This window comes from Streptomyces sp. NPDC042364 (assembly GCF_056437585.1).
Genome location: NZ_JBWKAJ010000002.1, coordinates 166,568 through 186,290, shown reverse-complemented (window position 1 = coordinate 186,290; position 19,723 = coordinate 166,568). Strand labels below are relative to the sequence as shown.

The 19,723-nt window shown below is 72.7% G+C and carries 21 protein-coding genes; 8 read left to right on the top strand and 13 right to left on the bottom strand.

The genetic code is table 11. The annotated features are described in order from the left end of the window. The first annotated feature begins 114 nt into the window (after window positions 1-114). A complete protein-coding gene (locus AC067N_RS04135) occupies window positions 115-2,322 on the top strand; it encodes an alpha-N-acetylglucosaminidase (protein ID WP_478677337.1) in 2,208 nt (735 codons plus the stop codon). Window positions 2,323-2,474: 152 nt separating this feature from the next. Here the strand turns inward: AC067N_RS04135 and AC067N_RS04130 are convergent, their stop codons facing one another. From AC067N_RS04130 to AC067N_RS04105, 6 genes are all read right to left on the bottom strand, one after another. Beyond that, window positions 2,475-3,848 (bottom strand): 8-oxoguanine deaminase, encoded by a 1,374-nt coding sequence (locus tag AC067N_RS04130; RefSeq protein ID WP_478677336.1) that lies wholly within the window; start codon window positions 3,846-3,848, stop codon window positions 2,475-2,477. Window positions 3,849-3,890: 42 nt separating this feature from the next. Further along, on the bottom strand, window positions 3,891-4,793 hold the full coding sequence (gene pucL, locus AC067N_RS04125; RefSeq protein WP_478677335.1) for a factor-independent urate hydroxylase: 903 nt from the start codon (window positions 4,791-4,793) through the stop codon (window positions 3,891-3,893). Between the two features lie 5 nt (window positions 4,794-4,798). Further along, window positions 4,799-5,203 carry a hydroxyisourate hydrolase gene (gene uraH, locus AC067N_RS04120; RefSeq protein ID WP_478677334.1) on the bottom strand — a complete coding sequence of 135 codons (405 nt, stop codon included), beginning with the start codon at window positions 5,201-5,203 and terminating at the stop codon, window positions 4,799-4,801. A 7-nt stretch (window positions 5,204-5,210) separates the two neighbouring features. Beyond that, window positions 5,211-5,720, bottom strand: a complete 510-nt coding sequence (gene uraD / locus AC067N_RS04115) for a 2-oxo-4-hydroxy-4-carboxy-5-ureidoimidazoline decarboxylase (protein ID WP_478677333.1) — start codon at window positions 5,718-5,720, stop codon at window positions 5,211-5,213. Window positions 5,721-5,840: 120 nt separating this feature from the next. Beyond that, entirely contained in the window at window positions 5,841-6,218 is a 378-nt protein-coding gene (locus AC067N_RS04110; protein WP_478677332.1) for a helix-turn-helix domain-containing protein, read from the bottom strand. Then, window positions 6,215-6,466: a YkoF family thiamine-binding protein gene (locus AC067N_RS04105; RefSeq protein ID WP_478677331.1), complete on the bottom strand. Its 252-nt coding sequence runs from the start codon at window positions 6,464-6,466 to the stop codon at window positions 6,215-6,217. The genes AC067N_RS04110 and AC067N_RS04105 overlap by 4 nt, the downstream gene beginning before the upstream one ends. A 255-nt stretch (window positions 6,467-6,721) precedes the next feature. On the opposite strand from AC067N_RS04105, the gene AC067N_RS04100 reads away from it, so the two are divergent. From AC067N_RS04100 to hypE, 7 genes are all read left to right on the top strand, one after another. Further along, complete coding sequence (locus AC067N_RS04100) at window positions 6,722-8,467, top strand: enoyl-CoA hydratase-related protein (RefSeq protein ID WP_478677330.1); 1,746 nt, start codon at window positions 6,722-6,724, stop codon at window positions 8,465-8,467. Next, the gene (locus AC067N_RS04095; protein ID WP_478677329.1) at window positions 8,464-8,997 is read left to right on the top strand and encodes a hydrogenase maturation protease; all 534 of its coding nucleotides are present in this window, start codon (window positions 8,464-8,466) and stop codon (window positions 8,995-8,997) included. Before AC067N_RS04100 ends, AC067N_RS04095 begins: the two co-directional genes overlap by 4 nt. Window positions 8,998-9,112: 115 nt before the next feature. Next, entirely contained in the window at window positions 9,113-9,856 is a 744-nt protein-coding gene (hypB, locus tag AC067N_RS04090) for a hydrogenase nickel incorporation protein HypB (RefSeq protein ID WP_478677328.1), read from the top strand. Next, complete coding sequence (gene hypF / locus AC067N_RS04085) at window positions 9,853-12,201, top strand: carbamoyltransferase HypF (RefSeq protein ID WP_478677327.1); 2,349 nt, start codon at window positions 9,853-9,855, stop codon at window positions 12,199-12,201. Before hypB ends, hypF begins: the two co-directional genes overlap by 4 nt. A 3-nt stretch (window positions 12,202-12,204) precedes the next feature. Continuing rightward, window positions 12,205-12,486, top strand: a complete 282-nt coding sequence (locus AC067N_RS04080) for a HypC/HybG/HupF family hydrogenase formation chaperone (RefSeq protein WP_478677326.1) — start codon at window positions 12,205-12,207, stop codon at window positions 12,484-12,486. Further along, the gene (gene hypD / locus AC067N_RS04075) at window positions 12,483-13,628 is read left to right on the top strand and encodes a hydrogenase formation protein HypD (protein WP_478677325.1); all 1,146 of its coding nucleotides are present in this window, start codon (window positions 12,483-12,485) and stop codon (window positions 13,626-13,628) included. The genes AC067N_RS04080 and hypD overlap by 4 nt, the downstream gene beginning before the upstream one ends. Next, on the top strand, window positions 13,621-14,691 hold the full coding sequence (hypE, locus tag AC067N_RS04070) for a hydrogenase expression/formation protein HypE (RefSeq protein WP_478677324.1): 1,071 nt from the start codon (window positions 13,621-13,623) through the stop codon (window positions 14,689-14,691). Before hypD ends, hypE begins: the two co-directional genes overlap by 8 nt. 45 nt (window positions 14,692-14,736) lie before the next feature. Here the strand turns inward: hypE and hypA are convergent, their stop codons facing one another. The 7 genes from hypA to AC067N_RS04035 form a co-directional block, all read right to left on the bottom strand. Beyond that, a complete protein-coding gene (gene hypA / locus AC067N_RS04065; RefSeq protein ID WP_478677323.1) occupies window positions 14,737-15,093 on the bottom strand; it encodes a hydrogenase maturation nickel metallochaperone HypA in 357 nt (118 codons plus the stop codon). A 7-nt stretch (window positions 15,094-15,100) separates the two neighbouring features. Then, window positions 15,101-15,328 carry a hypothetical protein gene (locus AC067N_RS04060; protein WP_478677322.1) on the bottom strand — a complete coding sequence of 76 codons (228 nt, stop codon included), beginning with the start codon at window positions 15,326-15,328 and terminating at the stop codon, window positions 15,101-15,103. Next, window positions 15,325-15,531, bottom strand: coding sequence for a hypothetical protein (locus AC067N_RS04055; RefSeq protein WP_478677321.1), 207 nt, complete (start codon window positions 15,529-15,531; stop codon window positions 15,325-15,327). Before AC067N_RS04055 ends, AC067N_RS04060 begins: the two co-directional genes overlap by 4 nt. 41 nt (window positions 15,532-15,572) lie before the next feature. Continuing rightward, the gene (locus AC067N_RS04050; protein WP_478677320.1) at window positions 15,573-16,169 is read right to left on the bottom strand and encodes a DUF5947 family protein; all 597 of its coding nucleotides are present in this window, start codon (window positions 16,167-16,169) and stop codon (window positions 15,573-15,575) included. Beyond that, entirely contained in the window at window positions 16,166-16,720 is a 555-nt protein-coding gene (locus AC067N_RS04045) for a NifU family protein (RefSeq protein WP_478677319.1), read from the bottom strand. The genes AC067N_RS04050 and AC067N_RS04045 overlap by 4 nt, the downstream gene beginning before the upstream one ends. Next, the gene (locus tag AC067N_RS04040; RefSeq protein WP_478677318.1) at window positions 16,713-18,506 is read right to left on the bottom strand and encodes a nickel-dependent hydrogenase large subunit; all 1,794 of its coding nucleotides are present in this window, start codon (window positions 18,504-18,506) and stop codon (window positions 16,713-16,715) included. The genes AC067N_RS04045 and AC067N_RS04040 overlap by 8 nt, the downstream gene beginning before the upstream one ends. Window positions 18,507-18,633: 127 nt before the next feature. Continuing rightward, window positions 18,634-19,722 (bottom strand): NADH-quinone oxidoreductase subunit B family protein, encoded by a 1,089-nt coding sequence (locus tag AC067N_RS04035; RefSeq protein ID WP_478677317.1) that lies wholly within the window; start codon window positions 19,720-19,722, stop codon window positions 18,634-18,636. Window position 19,723 lies beyond the last annotated feature (1 nt).

Here is a 19,723-nt window from a genome sequence, read left to right as displayed (position 1 = left end):
GCCTCCCGGCCGTTCACGGCGGATTCTCCCCCTTGTGGCCGTGTGTCGGTGCGGAAGTGTCGTTTCGGGGGTATTCCTCCCTCGGCGTACCCCCCACCCGCACCCGGAGACCTCATGCCGCTCGCCCGTCGTGCCCTTCTCGCCGCCTTCGCCGCCGGTTCGGCGGGGGCGGCGGTCGCCTGCACCCCCGCCCGTGCGACCCCGCCGGTCGACGCCCTTCGCGCGGACGGACAGGGGGACGCGGCCGCTTCGGCGGCCCGGCGGCTGCTGCCGGACCACTGGCGGCAGATCACATTCGCCGAGAAGGCCGAGCGGGACACCTTCCAGGTCACGGGCCGCACCGGGCGCATCACCGTCACCGGGGACACCCCGGCCACCCGACTCACCGGTCTCCACTGGTACCTGCGGCACATCGCGTACGCCGAGATCAACTGGGCGGGCGAGCAGACGGACCTTCCCCGCGCCCTGCCGGGCCTCGACGGCACGGTCACCCGACGCGCGAACGTCCCCCACCGCTTCGCCCTGAACGACACCAACGACGGCTACACGGGCGCCTACCTCGACTGGTCGTACTGGGAACACGAGCTGGACGTGCTGGCCCTGCACGGCTACAACGAGATCCTCGTCTACACGGGCGCGGACGCGCTCTACCACCGGGTGTTCCAGGAGTTCGGGTACGGGGAGGAGGAGCTTCGGGAGTGGATCCCGGGCCCCGCCCACCAGCCGTGGTGGCTGCTGCAGAACCTGTCGGGATTCCCCGCCCCCGTCTCCCGGCAGCTGCTCGACGCCCGCGCCGCCCTCGGCCGCCGGATCGCCGACCGGGTGCGCGAGCTGGGCATGACCCCGGTGTTCCCCGGCTACTTCGGGACGGTCCCGCCGGGCTTCGCCGAGCGCGTCCCGGGGGCGCGGACGATCCCGCAGGGCGACTGGATGGGCTTCGCCCGCCCCGACTGGCTGGACCCGCGCACGGACGCGTTCGCGCGGGTGGCGGCGGCCTTCTACCGGGTACAGAACGAGCTGTTCGGCGGTCCGTCGAACCTGTACAAGATGGACCTGCTGCACGAGGGCGGCGATCCGGGTGACGTGCCCGTGGGGGACGCGGCGAAGGGCGTCGAGCGGGCGCTGCGGCGGGCTCGCCCCGACGCCACCTGGGTGATCCTCGGCTGGCAGCACAACCCGCCGCGCGCGATCGTCGACGCCGTCGACAAGAAGCACATGCTCGTGGTCGACGGCCTCTCCGACCGATTTCCCACGGTCACCGACCGCGAGGCCGACTGGGGTGACACACCGTACGCGTTCGGCTCGATCTGGAACTTCGGCGGCCACACCGTGCTCGGCGCCAACACCCGCGACTGGGCGGAGCTGTACGAGACGTGGCGCACCAGGCCCGGCAGCAGGCTGCGCGGTATCGCACTGATGCCGGAAGCGGCGGACAACAACCCGGCGGCCTTCGCCCTGTTCTCCGAACTGGCCTGGCGCGAGGGGAAACTGGACCTCAAGAGGTGGTTCGCCACGTGGGCGCACGCGCGGTACGGCGCCCGCGACCCGCATGCCGAGGCCGCCTGGGACATCCTGCGCCGGACCGTCTACGGCACCACCCGCGCCGACCGGTGGAGCGAGGGCGCCGACGGCCTGTTCGGCGCGCGTCCGGCGCTGGGCGTCGTACGAGCTGCCCGCTGGTCGCCCAAGCAGCTCCGGTACGCCCCGGCGGACCTGGAGCCGGCGCTCGGCGAACTGCTGCGTGTGCGGGCCGGGTTGCGTACGTCGTCCGCCTACCGCCGGGATCTCCTGGACGTCGCCCGCCAGGTCCTGTCCAACCGCAGCCGGGTGCTGCTGCCGCGGATCAAGGCGGCGTACGACGCCCGTGACGCCGCCCGGCTGAAGGAGCTGGCGGAGGTCTGGCTGTCCCTGCTGGAGCTGCTGGACCGGCTGCTCGCCACCGACTCCCGTCATCTGCTGGGCCGTTGGGTCGCCGATGCGCGGGCCTGGGGGGCGAGCGACGCCGAGCGGGAGCGGCTGGCGTACGACAACCTGTCGCTGCTGACCGTGTGGGGCACCCGCGAGGGCGCGGACGCGGGTCTGCGGGACTACGCCAACCGGGAGTGGGCGGGCCTGGTCGGTGGGCTGTACCGGTTGCGCTGGTCGACGTACTTCGAGGAGCTGCGGGCCGCGCTCGCCGACGGGCGGGCACCGAAGAAGATCGACTGGTTCGCCCTGGAGGACCGCTGGATCCGGAACCCTGGACCGCTCGCCACCGAGCCGGCCGGAGACACGTACACGGTGGCCGCCGAGGTGTGGGACCGGCTCACGGCGCTCACCTGAAACGGGTTCGTGTGCGCTCGGGAGACGGCCGCCGCGGACCCCGGCCGGGTCCACGGCGTACCGGCGAGGGCCGTCCCCCTCGGCCGGAGTCCACCGCCGTACGGCGCGGCCGGGTTGCCGCTGCGCCGCCGGCGGTGGGCACCCGCGGCCCGTCAGTCCCCTGCCGCGATCCGGGCCAGTCGCCGGGCCTCTTCCCGTGTCGAGCGGGCGATCGCGTCCTCGTCCACGTGCAGCAGGCGGCCGTCCTCCACGACGGCACGGCCGCCCACCAGCGACAGGGTCACCGGGGCCGCCGCGCCGAAGACCAGGGCGGTCACCGGGTCGGCGATGGAGGCGTGGGCGAGGGTGTCGAGCTTCCACAGGACGAGGTCGGCGAGCTTTCCGGCCTCCAGGGAGCCGATCTCGGCCGCCCGGCCCAGGACCTGGGCACCGCCGTAGGTGCCGAGGCGCAGCGCCTGGCGGGCGTTGAGGGCGGCTTCGCGGTGGGCGCCGAGGCGGTTGACGAGGAGCGCGTTGCGCAGCTCGGTATGGAGTTCGCCGGACTCGTTGGAGGCGGTGCCGTCGACGCCGAGGCCGACCGGGACGCCGGCCGCCAGCATGTCGGGGACGCGGGCGATACCGGCCGCGAGCCGGGCGTTGGAGGACGGGCAGTGGGCGACGCCGGTCCTCGTCCGGGCGAAGGCTTCGATGTCGGAGTCGTTCATATGGACGCAGTGCGCCATCCACACGTCCTCGCCGAGCCAGCCCGTCGACTCGAAGTAGTCGGTCGGGCCCATGCCGAACAGCTCGTGGCAGAACTTCTCCTCCTCGACCGTCTCCGAGCCGTGGGTGTGCAGCCGTACGCCGAGACGGCGGGCCAGCTCGGCGCCCTGCCTGAGGAGTTCGGTCGAGACGGAGAACGGGGAGCAGGGGGCGACGGCCACTTGGGTCATGGCGCCGAAGGAGGCGTCGTGGTGGGCGTTCACGGTGGCCTCGGTGGCGGCGAGCGCCCCGTCGAGGGTCTCGACGGCGAAGTCCGGGGGCAGGCCGCCGTCCTTCTCGCTGCGGTCCATGGAGCCGCGGGCGAGGGTGAAGCGGACGCCCGTCTCGCGGGCGGCCCGGATGATGGAGCCCGACAGGTCACCGGAGCCCTTCGGGAAGACGTAGTGGTGGTCCATCGCGGTCGTGACACCGCCGCGGGCCATCATCGCGAGGGAGCCCTGGGCCGCCGCGTACGTCATCTGCTCGTCGATGCGCGCCCAGGTCGGGTACAGCGCGACGAGCCAGTCGAAGAGGTTGTGGTCGGTGGCGAGACCCCGGGTGATCCACTGGTAGAAGTGGTGGTGGGTGTTGACCAGGCCGGGAGTCACCAGGTGTCCGGTGGCGTCGATCCGGCGTACGACGTCCGTCAGTCCCTCGGGGGCCCGTCCCGCGCCCACCGACTCGATCACGTGGTCCGCCACGACCACATGGCCCGACGTGTACTCCGTGTCCCGCGCGTCCACGGTCGCGATCGCCGCGTTCTCGATGACGATGCGCTGAGCCATCGTTGTTCGTCCCAACTCCCGGATGTACGTTCCGGGTCCGCGTCAGAGGTTGGTGAGGTCGGCCGGGATGCAAGCCTCTGCGCCGTCCCGCAGGACGGTCGCCTCGATGAGGCCGTAGGGGCGGTCGGCGGCGAAGTAGACGGCTCCTTCGGCGGTGTCGTTCTCAAGGCCGAACGGGGCGAGGTCCACCAGGAAGTGGTGGTTGTTCGGGAGGGAGAAACGGACCTCGTCGATCTCTCCGCGCCGGTCGATGATCCGGGCGCCCATCGCGTAGAGGGTCTGCTGGAGCGAGAGCGAGTACGTCTCGGCGAAGGCCTGGAGCATGTGCCGCTTGACCTGCGCGTACGACTCGTCCCAGGTCGGCGTCGGCGCCTCGTCGTCGGTCCAGTTGAAGCGCCAGCGGCCGGAGACGTCGGTGGCGAGGATGCGGTCGTGCGCCTCGGGGAGGGTCGTGTACTTGTCCTTGACATAGCCCCAGAACTCGGAGTCGGTCGAGTTCATGACGGTGAGGTCCTTGAGGCCGGAGACGACCTCCCACGCCGAGCCGTCGTAGGTGATCTGGGCGAGCCGGGTCTCCTGGCCCTTGCGGACGAAGGAGTGCGCGCCCTTCCCCGAGTGCTCGATGCGCTCCCAGGAGTACTCCTCGATGCGGATACGGGCCCGGTGGATGGCCGGCTGGGAGGTCACGAAGTGGCGGGCGAGACGGATGCCGAACTGCTCGGCGGACTCGATGCCGTGTTCCTTGGCGAAGGCGTACACCGTGTTCTTGGTGGTGTCCGTCGGCAGGACGTTGGCGTTGGAGCCGGAGAGGTGGACCTCGTCCATGTCTCCGGAGAGGGCCACGGAGACGTTGAGGTCCTTGATGTGGTGGGTGGCGCCGTCCCGCGTGATGCGTACGACGCGGTTCTCGGCCTTGCCGTACTGGTTCTGTCCAAGAATGGGCATGCGTGCTAACTCCCTCGGTATACGGAGTAGCCGAACGGGTTGAGCAGCAGCGGTACGTGGTAGTGCTCGCCGGCGTCGACGGCGAACGTGATGACCACCTCGGGGAAGAACACACCGCTGTCCCGGTTCGCGGGGGCGTCCTGCTGTGCCTCGGCTTGCTCGGTCTCGGCCTGCTTGGCCTCGAAGTACGGCTCCACGGCGAAGTCGAGCCGTACGTGGGTCGTCCCTTCCGGCAGCGCCGGGAGGTCCTTGCACCGGCCGTCGGCGTCGGTCGCGGAGCCGCCGAGGTCCCGCCAGTCCGCGTCGCGTCCCGGACGGGCGGCGAGGCGGACGGCGACCCCGGGGGCGGGGCGGCCGACGCTGGTGTCCAGGATGTGCGTGGACACGGAGGCCGTGGTGCTGTTGCTCATGCTGCTGTCAGTCCTCTTCGACCAGTCGGGTGAGGCGGATGCGGTTGATCTTGCCCAGTTCGACACGGACGATCTCGCGTTCCTCCTCCGGCGTGTTGCCGATGCGCTCGCTGACGGCGTCGCGCATCTGCTCGCCGGTGCGGCCGGTGGCGCAGATCAGGAAGACGTGGCCGAACTTCTCCTGGTAGGCCAGGTTCAGTTCGAGCATCTCCGCCTTCAGCGCGTCGGAGGCGCCGGCCATGCCGCGTTGCTCACGGGCCGAGGTCGGGTCGCCCGGCCTGGGGCGGCCGATCGGCGGGTGTCCGGCCATCGCCTCCGCCAGGTCCTCGGCGGTCAGCTCGGCCATGGCGGCGTCACCGGCGTCGAGGAGGTCCGCGACGGTGGCGTACGGACGGCCGGCGAGCAGTCTGCGCCCCCATTCCGCCGAGGCGCACACCTCGTGGAGCGCTGCGACGGCGGCTTGCTTCTCCAGGGTGTTGAAGCGGGTCAGGCCGGGCGTCGAGGAACGCGAAGTCACGGGAGCCTCCGTGGCCGTGGTGCTGGACTGGCTACGGCAAGCTAACGCCCCGCGACGACACCTCGTCAACAGTTTGTTGAAAACATACGGTGGGCGCCGCTCGCCCGACCGGACCGCCCTTCACCGGCCCTTCGCCGCGTTCTCCCTGTTCAGGTAGTTGTAGACGGTGAAGCGGCTGACGCCGAGGGCGCTCGCGACGGTCTCCACACCGTGCCGCACGGAGAAGGCGCCGCGCGCCTCCAGCGTCCGTACGATCTCCTGCTTGGTCTTGCGGTCGAGGTCGCCGAGGGCCTTGCCGTGCTTGCGTTCCAGCGCGGCGAGGATGTGGTCGAGCGACTCGGCGAGCTGCGGCAGACGTACGGCGACGACATCGGCGCCCTGCCAGGAGAGCACGACGTCGTCGGGGCCGGCCTCGCCCGGCGGCAGCATGACCCCGCCCATGGCGTCGACCAGCGGCTTGACGGCCGCGACGAAGGGGTCGTCCCCGGCGGCGCTCACCCCTGCCCCTCCCCGACCACGTTGACCTGGAGCGAGACCCGGGTGGCGCCCGCCTCCAGGGCCCGGCGCAGCAGGGCGTCGACCGCGGTGAGCACGGCGTCGGACCCGCCCTCGGCGGTGTTGCCGAAGGGGCCCACGTCGACGGCGTCCAGCTCGGCCGCCTCGATGACGTCCCGGGCGACCAGCGCATGCCGCGGGGGCTCGTCCAGGTCGAACGGCTCGGTGGTGAACTCCACTCGCAATCGCACTACGCCCCCATGACGTCGGCTCCGACCTGCACGTTCCCGCATCGCACGCTTGGTGCGCCCCCGCCGCTGCGACACGACCTTAACGGACGCCGCACGGCGATCCGAGGTCGCCCGGCCCGGGTGTCCCGACACGGCCGGGGCACGGCGACCGGGCCCTGCGTACACACCGAGGCTCGCCCATGTAGGGACACGAGCCGGGCGAAACGCCGCCGTGGTCCTTCGTGCCCCTCCCCGGACCGGCGAACATGCCACGTCATGGACATCTTGCTGGTAGCCGGCGCGTTCAACAGCCTTTCCCAGCGTGTGTACGCGGAACTGTCGGACCGGGGGCACCGCGTGGAGGTCGTTCTGGCCTCGCACGGCACCGACGCGGTCCTGGCCGCCGCACGCGAGAGGCGCCCGGAGCTGATCGTCGCTCCCCTGCTGAGGACGGCCCTGCCCGAGGAGGTGTGGCGGGAGCGCCCCTGCCTCATCGTGCACCCGGGGCCGCCCGGCGACCGCGGCCCGTCCTCCCTGGACTGGGCGATCACCGAGGAGGCGCCCCACTGGGGGGTGACGGTCCTCCAGGCGGAGGCGGGGATGGACGCCGGTGACGTCTGGGCCGCCGTGTCGTTCCCGGTGCCTCCGGTCGGCAAGAGCGACCTGTACCGGGGCGAGGTCTCCGACGCCGCCTCGGCCGCCGTCCTGCTGGCCGTGCGGCGGTACGCCGAGGGGTCCTTCAAACCGCGGCCGCAGAGCGATCCCGGCATCCGGGTGGTGTGGCGCGACTTCTTCCGCCAGGAGCGGCGCCGGATCGACTGGGAGAACGACGGCACGCGGACGGTGCTGAGGAAGCTCCGCGCGGCCGACTCGCAGCCGGGAGTCCTGGACGAACTCCTCGGCCGGGAGGTGTTCCTGCACGGCGGACACGCCGAGGACCGGCTCCGCGGACGTCCCGGCGAACTGCTGGCGACACGGGCCGGGGCGGTCTGCCGGGCCACCCGGGACGGCGCGGTGTGGATCCCCGAACTGCGCCCGCGCAAGAGCTCCGGCGACCCCGCGCCGTTCCGCCGCCCGGCGGACTCCGTCCTCGCCGGCTTCTCCGCCCCGCCCGGAGCCGCCCGGGGGACGCCGGGCTCCGACGACCGCCGGACCCGGCTGCCGGTGAGCGCCGTCCCGCTCGAACTGCCCCCGGGCCGGCGCACGTTCACCGACATCCGGTACCGCCGGCTCGGCGCCGTCGGCTTCCTGGACTTCTCGTTCCCCGGCGGCGCCATGGCCACCGACCACTGCCGGCGGCTGCTCGACGCCTACCGGTACGCGGTCGCCCGCCCCACGCCGGTGCTGGTGCTCGGCGGGTCCCGCGACTTCTTCTCCAACGGCATCCACCTGGCTGTCATCGAGGCGTCGGCCGACCCGGCGGCCGAGTCCCGGGCCAACCTCGACGCCATGAACGACCTCGTCGAGGCGGTGCTGTGCACCACCGACCGCCTGGTGGTGGCGGCGCTCGGCGGCAACGCGGCGGCCGGCGGCGTCATGCTCGCCCTGGCCGCCGACGAGGTGTGGTGCCGCGAGGGCGCCGTCCTCAACCCGCACTACCGGCGCATGGGCCTGTACGGGTCGGAGTACTGGACGTACACGCTGCCGCGCCGCGTCGGAGCGGAGACCGCAGAGCGGCTGACCGGCGAGGCGCTGCCGGTGAGTGCCGCGACCGCCGCGCGGATCGGGCTGGTGGACCGTCTCCTGCCGGTCGCCCCGCAGGGGTTCACCGCCGAGGTCGAGAGCATGGCGGCCGCGCTCGCCGAGGCGCCGGATCTCACGTCGCGGATCGCCGCCAAAGCGGCGGCACGCCGGGCGGACGAGGAGCGGCGGCCGCTCGCCGCGTACCGGGAGACCGAACTCGCCCGTATGCACGCCGTCTTCCTCGACCCGCACGCCCCCTACCACGCCCTGCGTTCGGCGTTCGTCCGTAAGCAGCCCCACGGCTCCGCCCGGCCCCTGGCCACGGGAGGTGCGCGATGAGCGCGCGCCTGCTGGTCGCGGGGGTCGGCAACATCTTCCTCGCCGACGACGCCTTCGGCCCCGAGGTGATCCGTGCCCTGGACGGGTGCCCGCTGCCGCCCGAGGCGCGGGTGCGGGACTTCGGCATCCGGGGCATGGACCTCGCCTACGAACTGCTCGGCGGCTACGACACGGCCGTCCTGGTGGACGCGTCCGTGCGCGGGCACCGGCCCGGCACCCTGTCGCTGATCGAACCGGAACCGCCCGACCGCGCCACCGGCGGCCCCCCGCCCGAGGCACACGGGATGGACCCGGCGAAGGTCCTGGCCCTGGCCGCCCACCTGGGCGACGAACCGCTCCCCCGTGTCCTCGTCCTCGCCTGCGAGCCGGAGGTGCTGCCGCACGGCGACGAGGACATCGCCCCCGGGGTCAGCGCGACGGTGCGCGACGCCGTCGCGCGGGCCGTCACGGCGCTGCACACCATGGTCCCGGCGCTGCTCGCGGACCCGGCGGCGACGCCCCCGCTGACCCCGGCGGCGCAGCCCCGTTGAGCCGCCCGGACGAATCCGCGGGCCCGTCCGCGGCCCGTCTCCCCCGCCCGGTCGCCGGCGGCGCGGAGGATCGGCAGCGGTCCGACGCACCCGACCCCTCGCGAGGAGCTGCGCCATGTGCGAGTCCGTGGACGACGTCACCCAGGCCGTCCTGGCGAAGAACGACGGGCTGGCCGCGAGCCTGCGCGACGAGCTCACCGGACGCGGGGTGACCGTGGTCAACCTGCTGTCCAGCCCGGGCAGCGGCAAGACCGAACTGCTCGGCCGGGTGCTGGCCCGCGCGGTGGAGCGGCAGCTGCCGGTGGCCGCGCTGACCGCGGACCTGGCGACCGAGAACGACGCCCGCCGGCTCGCCCGTTCGGGGGCGCCGGTCAGGCAGCTGCTGACCGACGGGCTGTGCCATCTGGAGGCCCGGCAGCTGCGCGGCCACGTGGAGAGCTGGCTGCCCGCCGACACCTCGCTGCTGTTCGTGGAGAACGTCGGCAACCTCGTCTGCCCGGCCTCCTACGACCTCGGCGAGAGCCTGCGGATCGTCCTCATGGCGGTGACGGAGGGGGAGGACAAGCCGCTGAAGTACCCCACGGCCTTCGGCTCCGCCCATCTCGTGGTGCTCACCAAGACCGATCTGGCCGAGGCCGCCGGTTTCGACGAGTCCGCCTTCCACGCCCAGGTGCGGCGGGTCAACCCGGGCGTGGAGGTGGTGCGGTCCTGCGCCCGCAGCGGCGAGGGCGTCGACACCGTCCTGGAGCGGGTGCTCGCGGTGCGGGACGGGGCGCCCGTCCACCGGCCTCCCCTGGCGCCGCGTCCGCACAGCCATGAGGACACCGGGTCCGGCCTCGCGGCCGGCCGCGTCTCGTGACGGCGCCCGCCACCAGCGCTCCGCGCGGCACCGGCGGCGAGCGGACGGTGCGCCGACGCGTCACCGTGCGCGGAACGGTGCAGGGCGTGGGCTTCCGCCCGTTCGTCCACCGCCTGGCCACGGACCTGGCCCTGGCCGGCTTCGTGAGCAACACGGCGAACGGCGTGCTCATCGAGGTGGAGGGCCCGCCGGCCGGCATCGCGCTGTTCTGCGACCGACTGGCCGCGGAGCCGCCGCCGTTGGCCGCCGTCACCGGTGTCGGGGTCGAGGACCTGTCCGCCACGGGTGCCGACGACACCTTCACGATCCGTTCCACCGAACGGTCCCCCGGCCGCACCCTGCTCCCGCCGGACACGGCGGCCTGCGCGGACTGTCTGCGGGAGCTGGCCGACCCGGCCGACCGCCGGTACCGGCACCCCTTCGTCACCTGCACCCACTGCGGTCCCCGCTTCACCATCGCCACGGGGATGCCGTACGACCGGGCCGTCACCACCATGGCCGGCTTCCCCCTGTGTCCGGCCTGCGCCCGGGAGTACGGCGACCCCGCCGACCGCCGCTTCCACGCCCAGCCCGTCGCCTGCCCCGGCTGCGGGCCCCGGCTGCGTCTGGTGCCCGCGTCGGGCAGCGGGGTCCGGCCCGCCCGGGACGCCGACGCCCTCGCGACGGCCCGCGCGCTGCTGGCCGCCGGCCGGATCGTCGCCGTCAAGGGCCTGGGCGGCTACCACCTGGCGTGCGACGCCGGCGACGCGACCGCTGTCGACGCCCTGCGCACCCGCAAGGCGCGCGGCGGCAAACCGTTCGCGGTGATGTGCGCGGACCTCGACACCGTACGGCGGATCGCCGCCGTCTCGACGGCCGAGGCGGCGGCGCTCACCGGCCCCCGGCGCCCCATCGTCCTGCTGCGCCCGCGCGCGGGTCAGCGGGTCCTCGCCTCCGGTGTGTGTCCCGGCAGCCCGCACCTCGGCGTCATGCTGCCGTACACCCCGCTGCACACGCTGCTGTTCGGGCTGCCCGGCGATCCGCCGGGCCCGCGGGTGCTGGTGATGACGAGCGGCAACCGCTCGGGGGAACCGATCGTCACGGACGACGACGAGGCGCTGACCCGGCTGGCCGGCCTCGCGGACGCCTGGCTCGCCCATGACCGGGCCGTCTCCGCGCCCTGTGACGACTCCCTGCTGCGGGTGCGCCCCGACGGCACCGAGCAGGTGCTGCGCCGGTCCCGGGGGTACGTGCCCCGCCCGCTGCGGCTGCCGGTGGCGGTACGGCCCGCGCTCGCGGTGGGCGGCGATCTGAAGAACGCCCTGTGCCTGGGCGAGGGCGACCAGGCGTGGTTCGGTCCGCACATCGGCGACATGGGTGAGCTGACCACCCTGGAGGCGGCCCGGCGGGCGGAGACGCGCATGCGGAGCCTGACCGGCGTCAGCCCCGAACTCGTCGCCGCGGACCGGCACCCCGGGTACCACTCGGCGCGGTGGGCCGCCCGGCTCTCCGGGGGCAGGCCCGTGCTCGTCCAGCACCACCACGCGCACATCGCCTCGGCGATGGCCGAGCACGGCCTCGACGGCACGGCGCCCGTCATCGGCGTCGCGTTCGACGGCACCGGCTACGGCGACGACGGCACCGTCTGGGGCGGTGAGATCCTGCTCGCCGACTACACGGGCCACCGGCGCTTCGCTCACCTGGCCCCCGCCCCGCTGCCCGGTGGTGACGCGGGGGTCGCCAACCCGTGCCGCCTCGCGCTGGCCCGGCTGTGGGCCGCGGGCCTGCCGTGGGATGCGGACCTGCCCTGCGTGACCGCTTGCGCGCCGCGAGAACTCCGAATGCTGGATCGCCAGTTGACGCGCGGACTGGCTTGCGTGGCGACGTCCAGCATGGGCCGGCTCTTCGACGCCGTGTCGTCCCTGGCGGGCGTATGCCACCGCGCGGGCTACGAGGCCCAGGCCGCCCTGGAACTGGAGGCGGCGGCCGCCAGTGCCTGGGCTGCCGACACCTCGGCGTACGCCTTCGGCATTACCGCCGACGCGTGGGACCCGGCGCCCGTGCTGCGGGCGCTCGTCGCCGACCTGCGCCGGGGCACCCCGCCCGCCGTGCTCGCGGCGCGCTTCCACCGGGGCGTCGCGCGGGCCGTCGTGGAGATCTGCCGACGGGCCCGCCGGGACACCGGCCGGGCCGTCGTCGCCCTGAGCGGCGGCGTCTTCGCCAACGCCCTGCTGGAGGAGGAGTGCACGCGACTGCTGGCCGGGGCGGGCTTCACGGTGCTGCGGCACGGCGAGGTCCCGCCGAACGACGGCGGGCTGGCCCTCGGCCAACTGGTGGTCGCGGCTCACCGACGACAAGAGGAGTGACCCATGTGTTTGGCAGTGCCCGGCAAGGTCGTGGCCATCGACGACGGCGCCGACCCGCTCACCGGGCTGATCGACTTCGGCGGTGTGCAGAAGCAGGCGTGTCTGGAGTACGTACCCGAGGTGCGGGTGGGTGAGTACGTCATCGTGCACGTCGGGTTCGCGCTCCAGCGCCTGGACGAGGAGTCGGCCCTGGCCTCCTTGAAGCTCTTCGAGGAACTGGGGCTGCTGGAGGAGGAGTTCGGCGACGCCTGGGAGCAGGCGGCGAAGGAGGCGGGAACCCCGTGAAGTACATCGACGAGTTCAACGACCCCGCTCTGGCGCGGCGGCTGCTGGACGAGATCCGTGCCACCGCCACCCGGCCGTGGGCCCTGATGGAGGTGTGCGGCGGGCAGACCCACTCGATCGTCCGCCACGGCATCGACCGTCTGCTGCCCGACGAGGTGGAGCTGATCCACGGGCCGGGCTGCCCCGTGTGCGTGACACCCCTGGAGGTCATCGACAAGGCGCTGGAGATCGCCGCGCGCCCGGGGGTGATCTTCTGCTCCTTCGGTGACATGCTCCGCGTGCCCGGCACCGACCGGGACCTGTTCCGGGTCAAGGGCGGCGGCGGTGACGTCCGCGTGGTGTACTCGCCGCTCGACGCGCTGGAGCTGGCCCGCCGCAACCCGGACCGGGAGGTGGTCTTCTTCGCCATCGGCTTCGAGACCACGGCCCCCGCCAACGCGATGGCCGTGCACCAGGCGCGCCGCCTGGGCCTGACCAACTTCAGCCTGCTGGTGTCGCATGTGCGGGTGCCCCCGGCGGTCGAGGCCATCATGACGGCGCCCTCCTGCCGGGTGCAGGGCTTCCTCGCGGCCGGGCACGTGTGCAGCGTGATGGGCACGGCAGAGTACCCGGACCTCGCCGAGCGGTACCGCGTGCCGATCGTGGTGACCGGCTTCGAACCGCTGGACATCCTGGAGGGCATCCGCCGCGCGGTCCGCCAGCTGGAGCGCGGTGAGCACCGCGTGGAGAACGCCTACGCGCGTGCCGTGCGCGAGGAGGGCAACCCCGCCGCCGTCCGCATGATCGAGGAGGTGTTCGAGGTCACAGACCGCAACTGGCGGGGGATCGGGCGCATCCCGGCGAGCGGCTGGCGGCTCACCGACGCGTTCCGCGCGTACGACGCGGAGCACCGCTTCGACGTCTCGGGTATCCGTACCGAGGAGCCGGCCGAGTGCCGCAGCGGCGAGGTGCTCCAAGGGCTCATCAAGCCCACGGAGTGCGCCGCGTTCGGCACCGCCTGCACCCCGCGCACCCCGCTCGGCGCCACCATGGTCTCCAGCGAGGGCGCCTGCGCGGCCTACTACCTGTACCGCCGGATGAACGACGGCCCGACACCGCAGGCCGCCCCGGCCGCGCGGGAGGAGATGAACCCCGTTGCCTGAGCAACTCGCCGATGTGGTCGATCCGTCCGCCTGGACCTGCCCCGCCCCGCTGCGCGACCAGCCGGTCGTGGTGATGGGACACGGCGGAGGGGGCGCGCTGTCGGCGGAACTGGTCGAGCAGGTCTTCGCCCCCGCCTACGGCAACGCCGTGCTGGCCTCGCTCGCCGACTCCGCCGTCCTCGAACTGGGCGGTGCCCGGCTGGCGTTCTCCACCGACTCCTACGTGGTCCGGCCGCTGTTCTTCCCCGGCGGCTGCCTGGGCGATCTGGCGGTCAACGGCACCGTCAACGACCTGGCGATGAGCGGTGCCCGGCCCGCGTTCCTCTCCGCCGCCTTCGTCCTGGAGGAAGGCGTGGAGCTGGCGGTCGTGGAGCGGATCGCCCGCGCCATGGGCGCGGCGGCCGAGACCGCCGGCGTGACCGTCGCCACGGGCGACACCAAGGTGGTGGAGTCCGGACACGGGGACGGGGTGTACGTCACCACCGCCGGTGTGGGTCTCGTCCCGGACGGCGTGGACATCCGGCCCCAGCGGGCTCGGCCGGGGGACGCGGTCATCGTCAGCGGGCCGATCGGCCTGCACGGGGTGGCGATCATGAGCGTGCGGGAGGGGCTGGAGTTCGGGGTGGACGTCGCCAGTGACACGGCGCCCCTCGCGGAGCTGGTCGCGGCCATGCTGGCGGTCACCCCCGACATCCATGTGCTGCGCGATCCCACCAGGGGCGGTCTGGCGGCGTCCCTGAACGAGATCGCCCGTGCCTCCGGGACCGGTGTCCGCCTCCGGGAGCGCGCCATCCCGGTGCCGGACGCGGTGGCCAACGCCTGCGGGTTCCTCGGGCTCGACCCCCTGTACGTCGCCAACGAGGGCCGGCTGGTCGCCTTCGTGCCGCCGTCGGCGGCGGAGGAGGTGCTGGCGGCGATGCGGGCCCATCCGCAGGGCGCCGGGGCCACGCTGATCGGTGAGTGCGTCTCCGACCATCCGGGGATGGTCGTGGTCGCCACCGGTCTCGGCGGCACGCGGGTGGTGGACCTGCCGCTCGGCGAGCAGCTTCCGCGGATCTGCTGAGCTGGAGTCCGAGGGCCCCGCCGGCGTACCGGCGGGGCCCTCGGGCTATGCGGGTGCCGGTGCCGGCTCGATCGCGGCGATCTCCAGTTCCCGGCCGCTGCGCAGCTCGGTGGAGGGCCGGTCGCAGCGCGGGCACCAGAAGAAGGGCGGCATGCCCACCGCGAACTCCTCGGCGCACTCCCCGCACCAGGCCTGTGCGGGGACCTGCTCGACCAGGAGCCGTGCCCCGGCGAGGGCGGTGCCGTCCCGGGCCACCTCGAAGGCGAAGCTGAGGGCGTCGGGTACGACGCCCGCCAGCTCCCCGACCCGGACGGTCACCGCCGAGACGGAGCCCGTGCCGTCCGCCCGGGCCAGCTCGTCGGCCCGTTCGATGATCGCGGTCGCGATCGACAGTTCGTGCACGGCGGGCTCACGGATACCGGTGGCCGGCGCGGAAACCGCCGGCCATCCGCCAGATCCGCGCCTCCCGCCGCAGGCTCGGCAGCTCCCACAGGAGCAGCGCCAGGGCCAGACCGCCGACCATGGCGGCCTCGGCCTTCAGGACCCGCTGTCCGGTCATCCCGCCCCGTCTGCCGACGGAGGCGGGCCTTCGTACGCGCATGTACGTCATCATCACGGCGACTCCCTGCTGTCTCATCCCGGTGAGATGTTCGGCATGGTCTCCGCGAGGGTGTCATGCCGCTTCCAGTGGATCCCGGTGGAGCGGCGCGCGTCGGCGGTGCCGTCCTCGTGGTGTCCCTTCTGGGCCTTGTACGGTCCCCGGTTGCCCTGGTGCATGCCGGCGATGTGCCGGGGCGTATCGGGCTTGGCCTGGGCCCGGCCCACTCTGATGCTGCCCATGGGTGCGCTCCTTCCTCGCCTCCGACCCGCGGAGTGCGTGCTCATGACCGCTCGGTGAGGTCCTCGAAGAACTGCTCGACGGCCGGCCAGATGCGGCCGCCGCCGGACAGGCCGCGCCACTCGCGGCGTACGACGGCGACCATGCGGTAGCAGTCGTCGACCGGCACGATCCAGTGGTGGTCGAGACCGTGGACGGTGTTCACCAGCAGGGCCTCCACATCGGGTTCCATGCCGGCGAGCTGCGGACACGTCCCGACCAGTTGCGTCCAGGCGTCCGCGTCGACCTCCCACCGCATGGCGCCCGCCGGGCTCGGGCCCTCGGCGGTGACGGTGCCGTCCGCCCGGGGGACGAAGAAGACCAGGCCGACCGGGACCCCCAGCACGGCCGTGTCCAGGTGCGGCAGCCGCACCCGGCGCCGGGGCACCAGCCGGTAGTGGCCGTCGCCCGCCCGGGCCTCGGCGAACAGCACCGAGCAGGGGCCGCACACGCAGCGCACCTCCGCCTGCCCGGTGTCGTAGAGGTGGGCGTGCTCGTCGGCGACCGGAGCGGCGCACAGGTCGCACACCTCCGCCTCGGCCGCCGCGGCGCGGTCGGCGGACGACCGGATGAGGCGGGCCAGTGCCCCCTCGGTGGTCACGGTGCACCCCGGCGCCTGAGCGTGGTCAGCGGGACGAACGCGGGGGCCGGAGTCTCCGGCACCGGCTGCACCTCCGTCAGCTCGGGAGCCATGGCGAGCACCGCCTCCCGTACGGCGGCACTGACGTCGCCTCCTCCGCCGCCGCACCCGGAGCCGCAGCCGCCGCCCGACGTCAGCCGGACCCGGGCCACGTCCCCGTCCACACCGGCCCACTCCACGTCGCCGCCGCGTTCCCGTACGGCGGGCCGGAGGCGTTCGACCGCGCGGGCCGCCCGGTCCTCGGGGGACTCGGGGTGGATGTCGTGCAGCACCAGCAGATGGCCCAGCAGTTCGTCGTCGGCGAGGCGTTCGGCCAGCGGTGCGTCCGCGTGGTCGAGGACACGGGCCAGGGCCTCGCCGTAGACCTCGGTCAGCAGCCGTACCGCCTCGGTCGCGGAGCGCGTCGCCGGGCCGGGTGCGGACTCGACCTCCTCCAGCAGCTCGTCGAGGCGGGCGAGCCGGGCCTCGACGTCCGGGTCCGCGAGCCGTGCCGGGGCGGCGGCCTCAGCCATGGTTCGCCCCGTACGTCGGCGAGTGGAGCGTGGTGAGCGTCTTGCCCTTGCCGACGTACATGTGCACGCCGCACGGCAGGCAGGGGTCGAAGCTGCGCACGGTGCGCATGATGTCGATGCCCTTGAAGTCGTCGGGACCGTTCTCCTCGAAGATCGGCTGGCCCTGGACGGCGTCCTCGTACGGGCCGGGGGTGCCGAACTTGTCGCGGGGGCTGGCGTTCCAGGGGGTGGGCGGGTACGGGTGGTAGTTGGCGATCTTCTTGTCCTTGATCACCAGGTGGTGGGAGAGGACGCCGCGCACCGCCTCGTGGAAGCCGCAGCCGATCGCCTCGTCGGGCACCTCGAAGTTCTCGAACACCTTGGTCTCGCCGGCCCGTACCAGCCCCATGGCCTCCTCCAGGAACTGGAGGGCCATCGCGGCCGCGTAGGCGACGAAGTACGGCCGGGCGCGGTCGCGTTCGATGGTGTTGCTCCACTGCGGGATGCGCCACTCGAAGGTCGTCTCCGGGAGCGTCTCGCCCTTGGGCAGGGAGATGCGCACGCTGTGGCCGGTGGACTTGACGTACGGGGTGTCGACGATGCCGCTCAGCGCGGTCGACCACAGGCGGGCGAGCGGGCCGCCGCCGGTGTCGAGGGCGAGGTGGTCCCCGGTGCGCGGGTCGAGCCAGCGGGGGCTCATGACCCAGCTGTACTTGTCGTCGAAGTCCCGCTTCTGCGGCACCGGGACGGTGGTCTGGTTCCACGGGTGGCGCATGTCGACGGGGTTGCCGAGCGGGTCGTGGGTGACGAAGGGCTGCTCGTTCACCCAGTCCTCGTAGTACGAACTGCCCAGCATGATGCGCAGGCCGAGGTTGATGTCGATGAGGTTGTTGGTGACGAGTTCGCCGTCGACGATGATGCCCGGGGTGACGTACATCTGCTTGCCCCAGGTGTTCATCGTCTCGTAGCGGTAGTCGACGGTCATGGGGTCCTGGAAGGCGCCCCAGCAGCCCAGCAGGACACGACGGCGGCCGACCTCCTCGTAGCCGGGCAGCGCCTCGTAGAAGAAGTCGAAGACGTCGTCGTTCATGGCGACGGCCTTCTTCACGAAGTCGATGACCCGCATCAGCCGGCTCAGGTAGTCGGTGAAGGTGGTCGGCTGCGGCATCGTGCCGACGCCGCCGGGGTACAGCGTGGACGGGTGGACGTGCCGCCCCTCCATGAGGCAGAACATCTCGCGCGTGATCCGGCTGACCTTCAGGGCCTCCTTGTAGACCTCGCCCTCGAAGGGGTTGAAGGCCCGCATGATGTCGGCGATCGTGCGGTAGCCGTGGATGTCGCCGCGGGGTGCCGACGTGGCCTCGGCGCGGGCCAGCACACCGGGGTTGGTGGACTTGACCATGGCCTCGCAGAAGTCCACGAAGACCAGGTTGTCCTGGAAGATCGTGTGGTCGAAGATGTACTCGGCCGCCTCGCCGAGGTTGACGATGTAGTCGGCCAGCGGGGGCGGCTTGACGCCGTAGGCCATCTGCTGGGCGTAGTCGGAGCAGGTGGTGTGGTTGTCACCGCAGATGCCGCAGATCCGGGACGTGATGAAGCCCGCGTCGCGAGGGTCCTTGCCCTTCATGAACACCGAGTAGCCGCGGAACAGCGACGAGGTGCTGTGGCATTCCACGACTTCCCGGTTGGCGAAGTCGATCTTCGTGTAGATGCCCAGGTTCCCGATGATCCGGGTGATCGGATCCCAGGACATGTCCACGAGTTGTGGCGGCTTGCGCTCGGTGGGCCGGGCCTCGGTGGTGGTCATGTGCGGTGGTGCCCCTCGTTGTCGGCTTCGTGCGGGTGACGGGTGGGTGGGGTGGTGCAGGTGCTGGGGGTGGTGCAGGTGCTGGGGGTGGTCGGGGTCGTGGCGGCGGGACGCGGTGTGCGCGGCCTCACGGGCGCCAGCGCGGGTTGTAGCCGCTGGTCAGCTTGCGCTTGTTGTGGCGCCACCTGGGCTCGTGGTTGACCAGCTCGTTCGTCATGCCGCGCAGTCTGCGGATGACGGCCCCGTACGGCTTGATGACCATCGACGACAGGGTGCCGCCGGGGGGCTCGTCCATGAACGGCATGAACGCGTCGGGGAAACCGGGCATCGTGCAGCCGATGCAGATGCCGCCGACGTTCGGGCAGCCGCCGATCCCGGCCATCCAGCCGCGCTTGGGCACGTTGCAGTTCACGACGGGGCCCCAACAGCCGGTCTTCACCAGGCACTTGGGCGAGTTGTAGTCCTTGGCGAAGCCGGCCTGCTCGTAGTACGAGCCCCGGTCGCAGCCCTCGTGCACCGTCTTGCCGAACAGCCACTGCGGGCGCAGCATGTGGTCCAGCGGCGGCGGGGGCGCGGAACCGGCCGCGTGGTAGAGGACCCAGACCAGGGTCTCCATGAAGTTCTCGGGCTGGATCGGGCAGCCGGGCACGTTGACCACGGGCAGCCCGCCCTGCGAGGTGTAGTCCCAGCCCAGGTAGTCGGCGAGGCCCATGCAGCCGGTCGGGTTGCCGGACATGGCGTGGATGCCGCCGAAGGTGGCGCAGGTGCCGGCGGCGACGACCGCCCAGGCCTTGGGGGCGAGTTGGTCGATCCACCAGTTGAGGGTCTGCGGCTCACCGGTCTCCGGGTCGTTGCCGAAGGACGTCCAGTAGCCGTCGCCCTCGATGATGTTCTGGTTGGGGATCGAGCCCTCGATGACGAGGATGAAGGGGGCCAGGTCGCCGCGTGCCGCCGCCCGGTAGGGGGCGAGGAAGTCCTCGCCGCCCAGGCTGGGGGACAGCACCTTGTTGACGAGGTTCACCTTCGGCAGGCCGGGGATCAGTCCGAGGACCAGGTCCTCGATGGAGGGCTGGCCGGCGGCGGTCAGCGACACGGTGTCGCCGTCGCAGCTCATGCCCTCGGAGATCCAGAGGATCGTGATCTCGTCGAAGCCCTCGCGGTCCTCGGCGCGGCTGGGTTCCTTGCTGACTTCGGTGGTACTGCTGCTGGTGGTCATG

What these genes read in the sequence shown, in the direction of transcription:
- AC067N_RS04135 (WP_478677337.1), top strand. Translation starts at nt 115, where the DNA reads ATGCCGCTCGCCCGTCGTGCCCTTCTCGCCGCCTTCGCCGCCGGTTCG.
- AC067N_RS04130 (WP_478677336.1), bottom strand. Translation starts at nt 3,848, where the DNA reads ATGGCTCAGCGCATCGTCATCGAGAACGCGGCGATCGCGACCGTGGAC.
- pucL (WP_478677335.1), bottom strand. Translation starts at nt 4,793, where the DNA reads ATGCCCATTCTTGGACAGAACCAGTACGGCAAGGCCGAGAACCGCGTC.
- uraH (WP_478677334.1), bottom strand. Translation starts at nt 5,203, where the DNA reads ATGAGCAACAGCACCACGGCCTCCGTGTCCACGCACATCCTGGACACC.
- AC067N_RS04100 (WP_478677330.1), top strand. Translation starts at nt 6,722, where the DNA reads ATGGACATCTTGCTGGTAGCCGGCGCGTTCAACAGCCTTTCCCAGCGT.
- AC067N_RS04095 (WP_478677329.1), top strand. Translation starts at nt 8,464, where the DNA reads ATGAGCGCGCGCCTGCTGGTCGCGGGGGTCGGCAACATCTTCCTCGCC.
- hypB (WP_478677328.1), top strand. Translation starts at nt 9,113, where the DNA reads ATGTGCGAGTCCGTGGACGACGTCACCCAGGCCGTCCTGGCGAAGAAC.
- AC067N_RS04080 (WP_478677326.1), top strand. Translation starts at nt 12,205, where the DNA reads ATGTGTTTGGCAGTGCCCGGCAAGGTCGTGGCCATCGACGACGGCGCC.
- AC067N_RS04060 (WP_478677322.1), bottom strand. Translation starts at nt 15,328, where the DNA reads ATGAGACAGCAGGGAGTCGCCGTGATGATGACGTACATGCGCGTACGA.
- AC067N_RS04055 (WP_478677321.1), bottom strand. Translation starts at nt 15,531, where the DNA reads ATGGGCAGCATCAGAGTGGGCCGGGCCCAGGCCAAGCCCGATACGCCC.
- AC067N_RS04045 (WP_478677319.1), bottom strand. Translation starts at nt 16,720, where the DNA reads ATGGCTGAGGCCGCCGCCCCGGCACGGCTCGCGGACCCGGACGTCGAG.
- AC067N_RS04040 (WP_478677318.1), bottom strand. Translation starts at nt 18,506, where the DNA reads ATGACCACCACCGAGGCCCGGCCCACCGAGCGCAAGCCGCCACAACTC.
- AC067N_RS04035 (WP_478677317.1), bottom strand. Translation starts at nt 19,722, where the DNA reads ATGACCACCAGCAGCAGTACCACCGAAGTCAGCAAGGAACCCAGCCGC.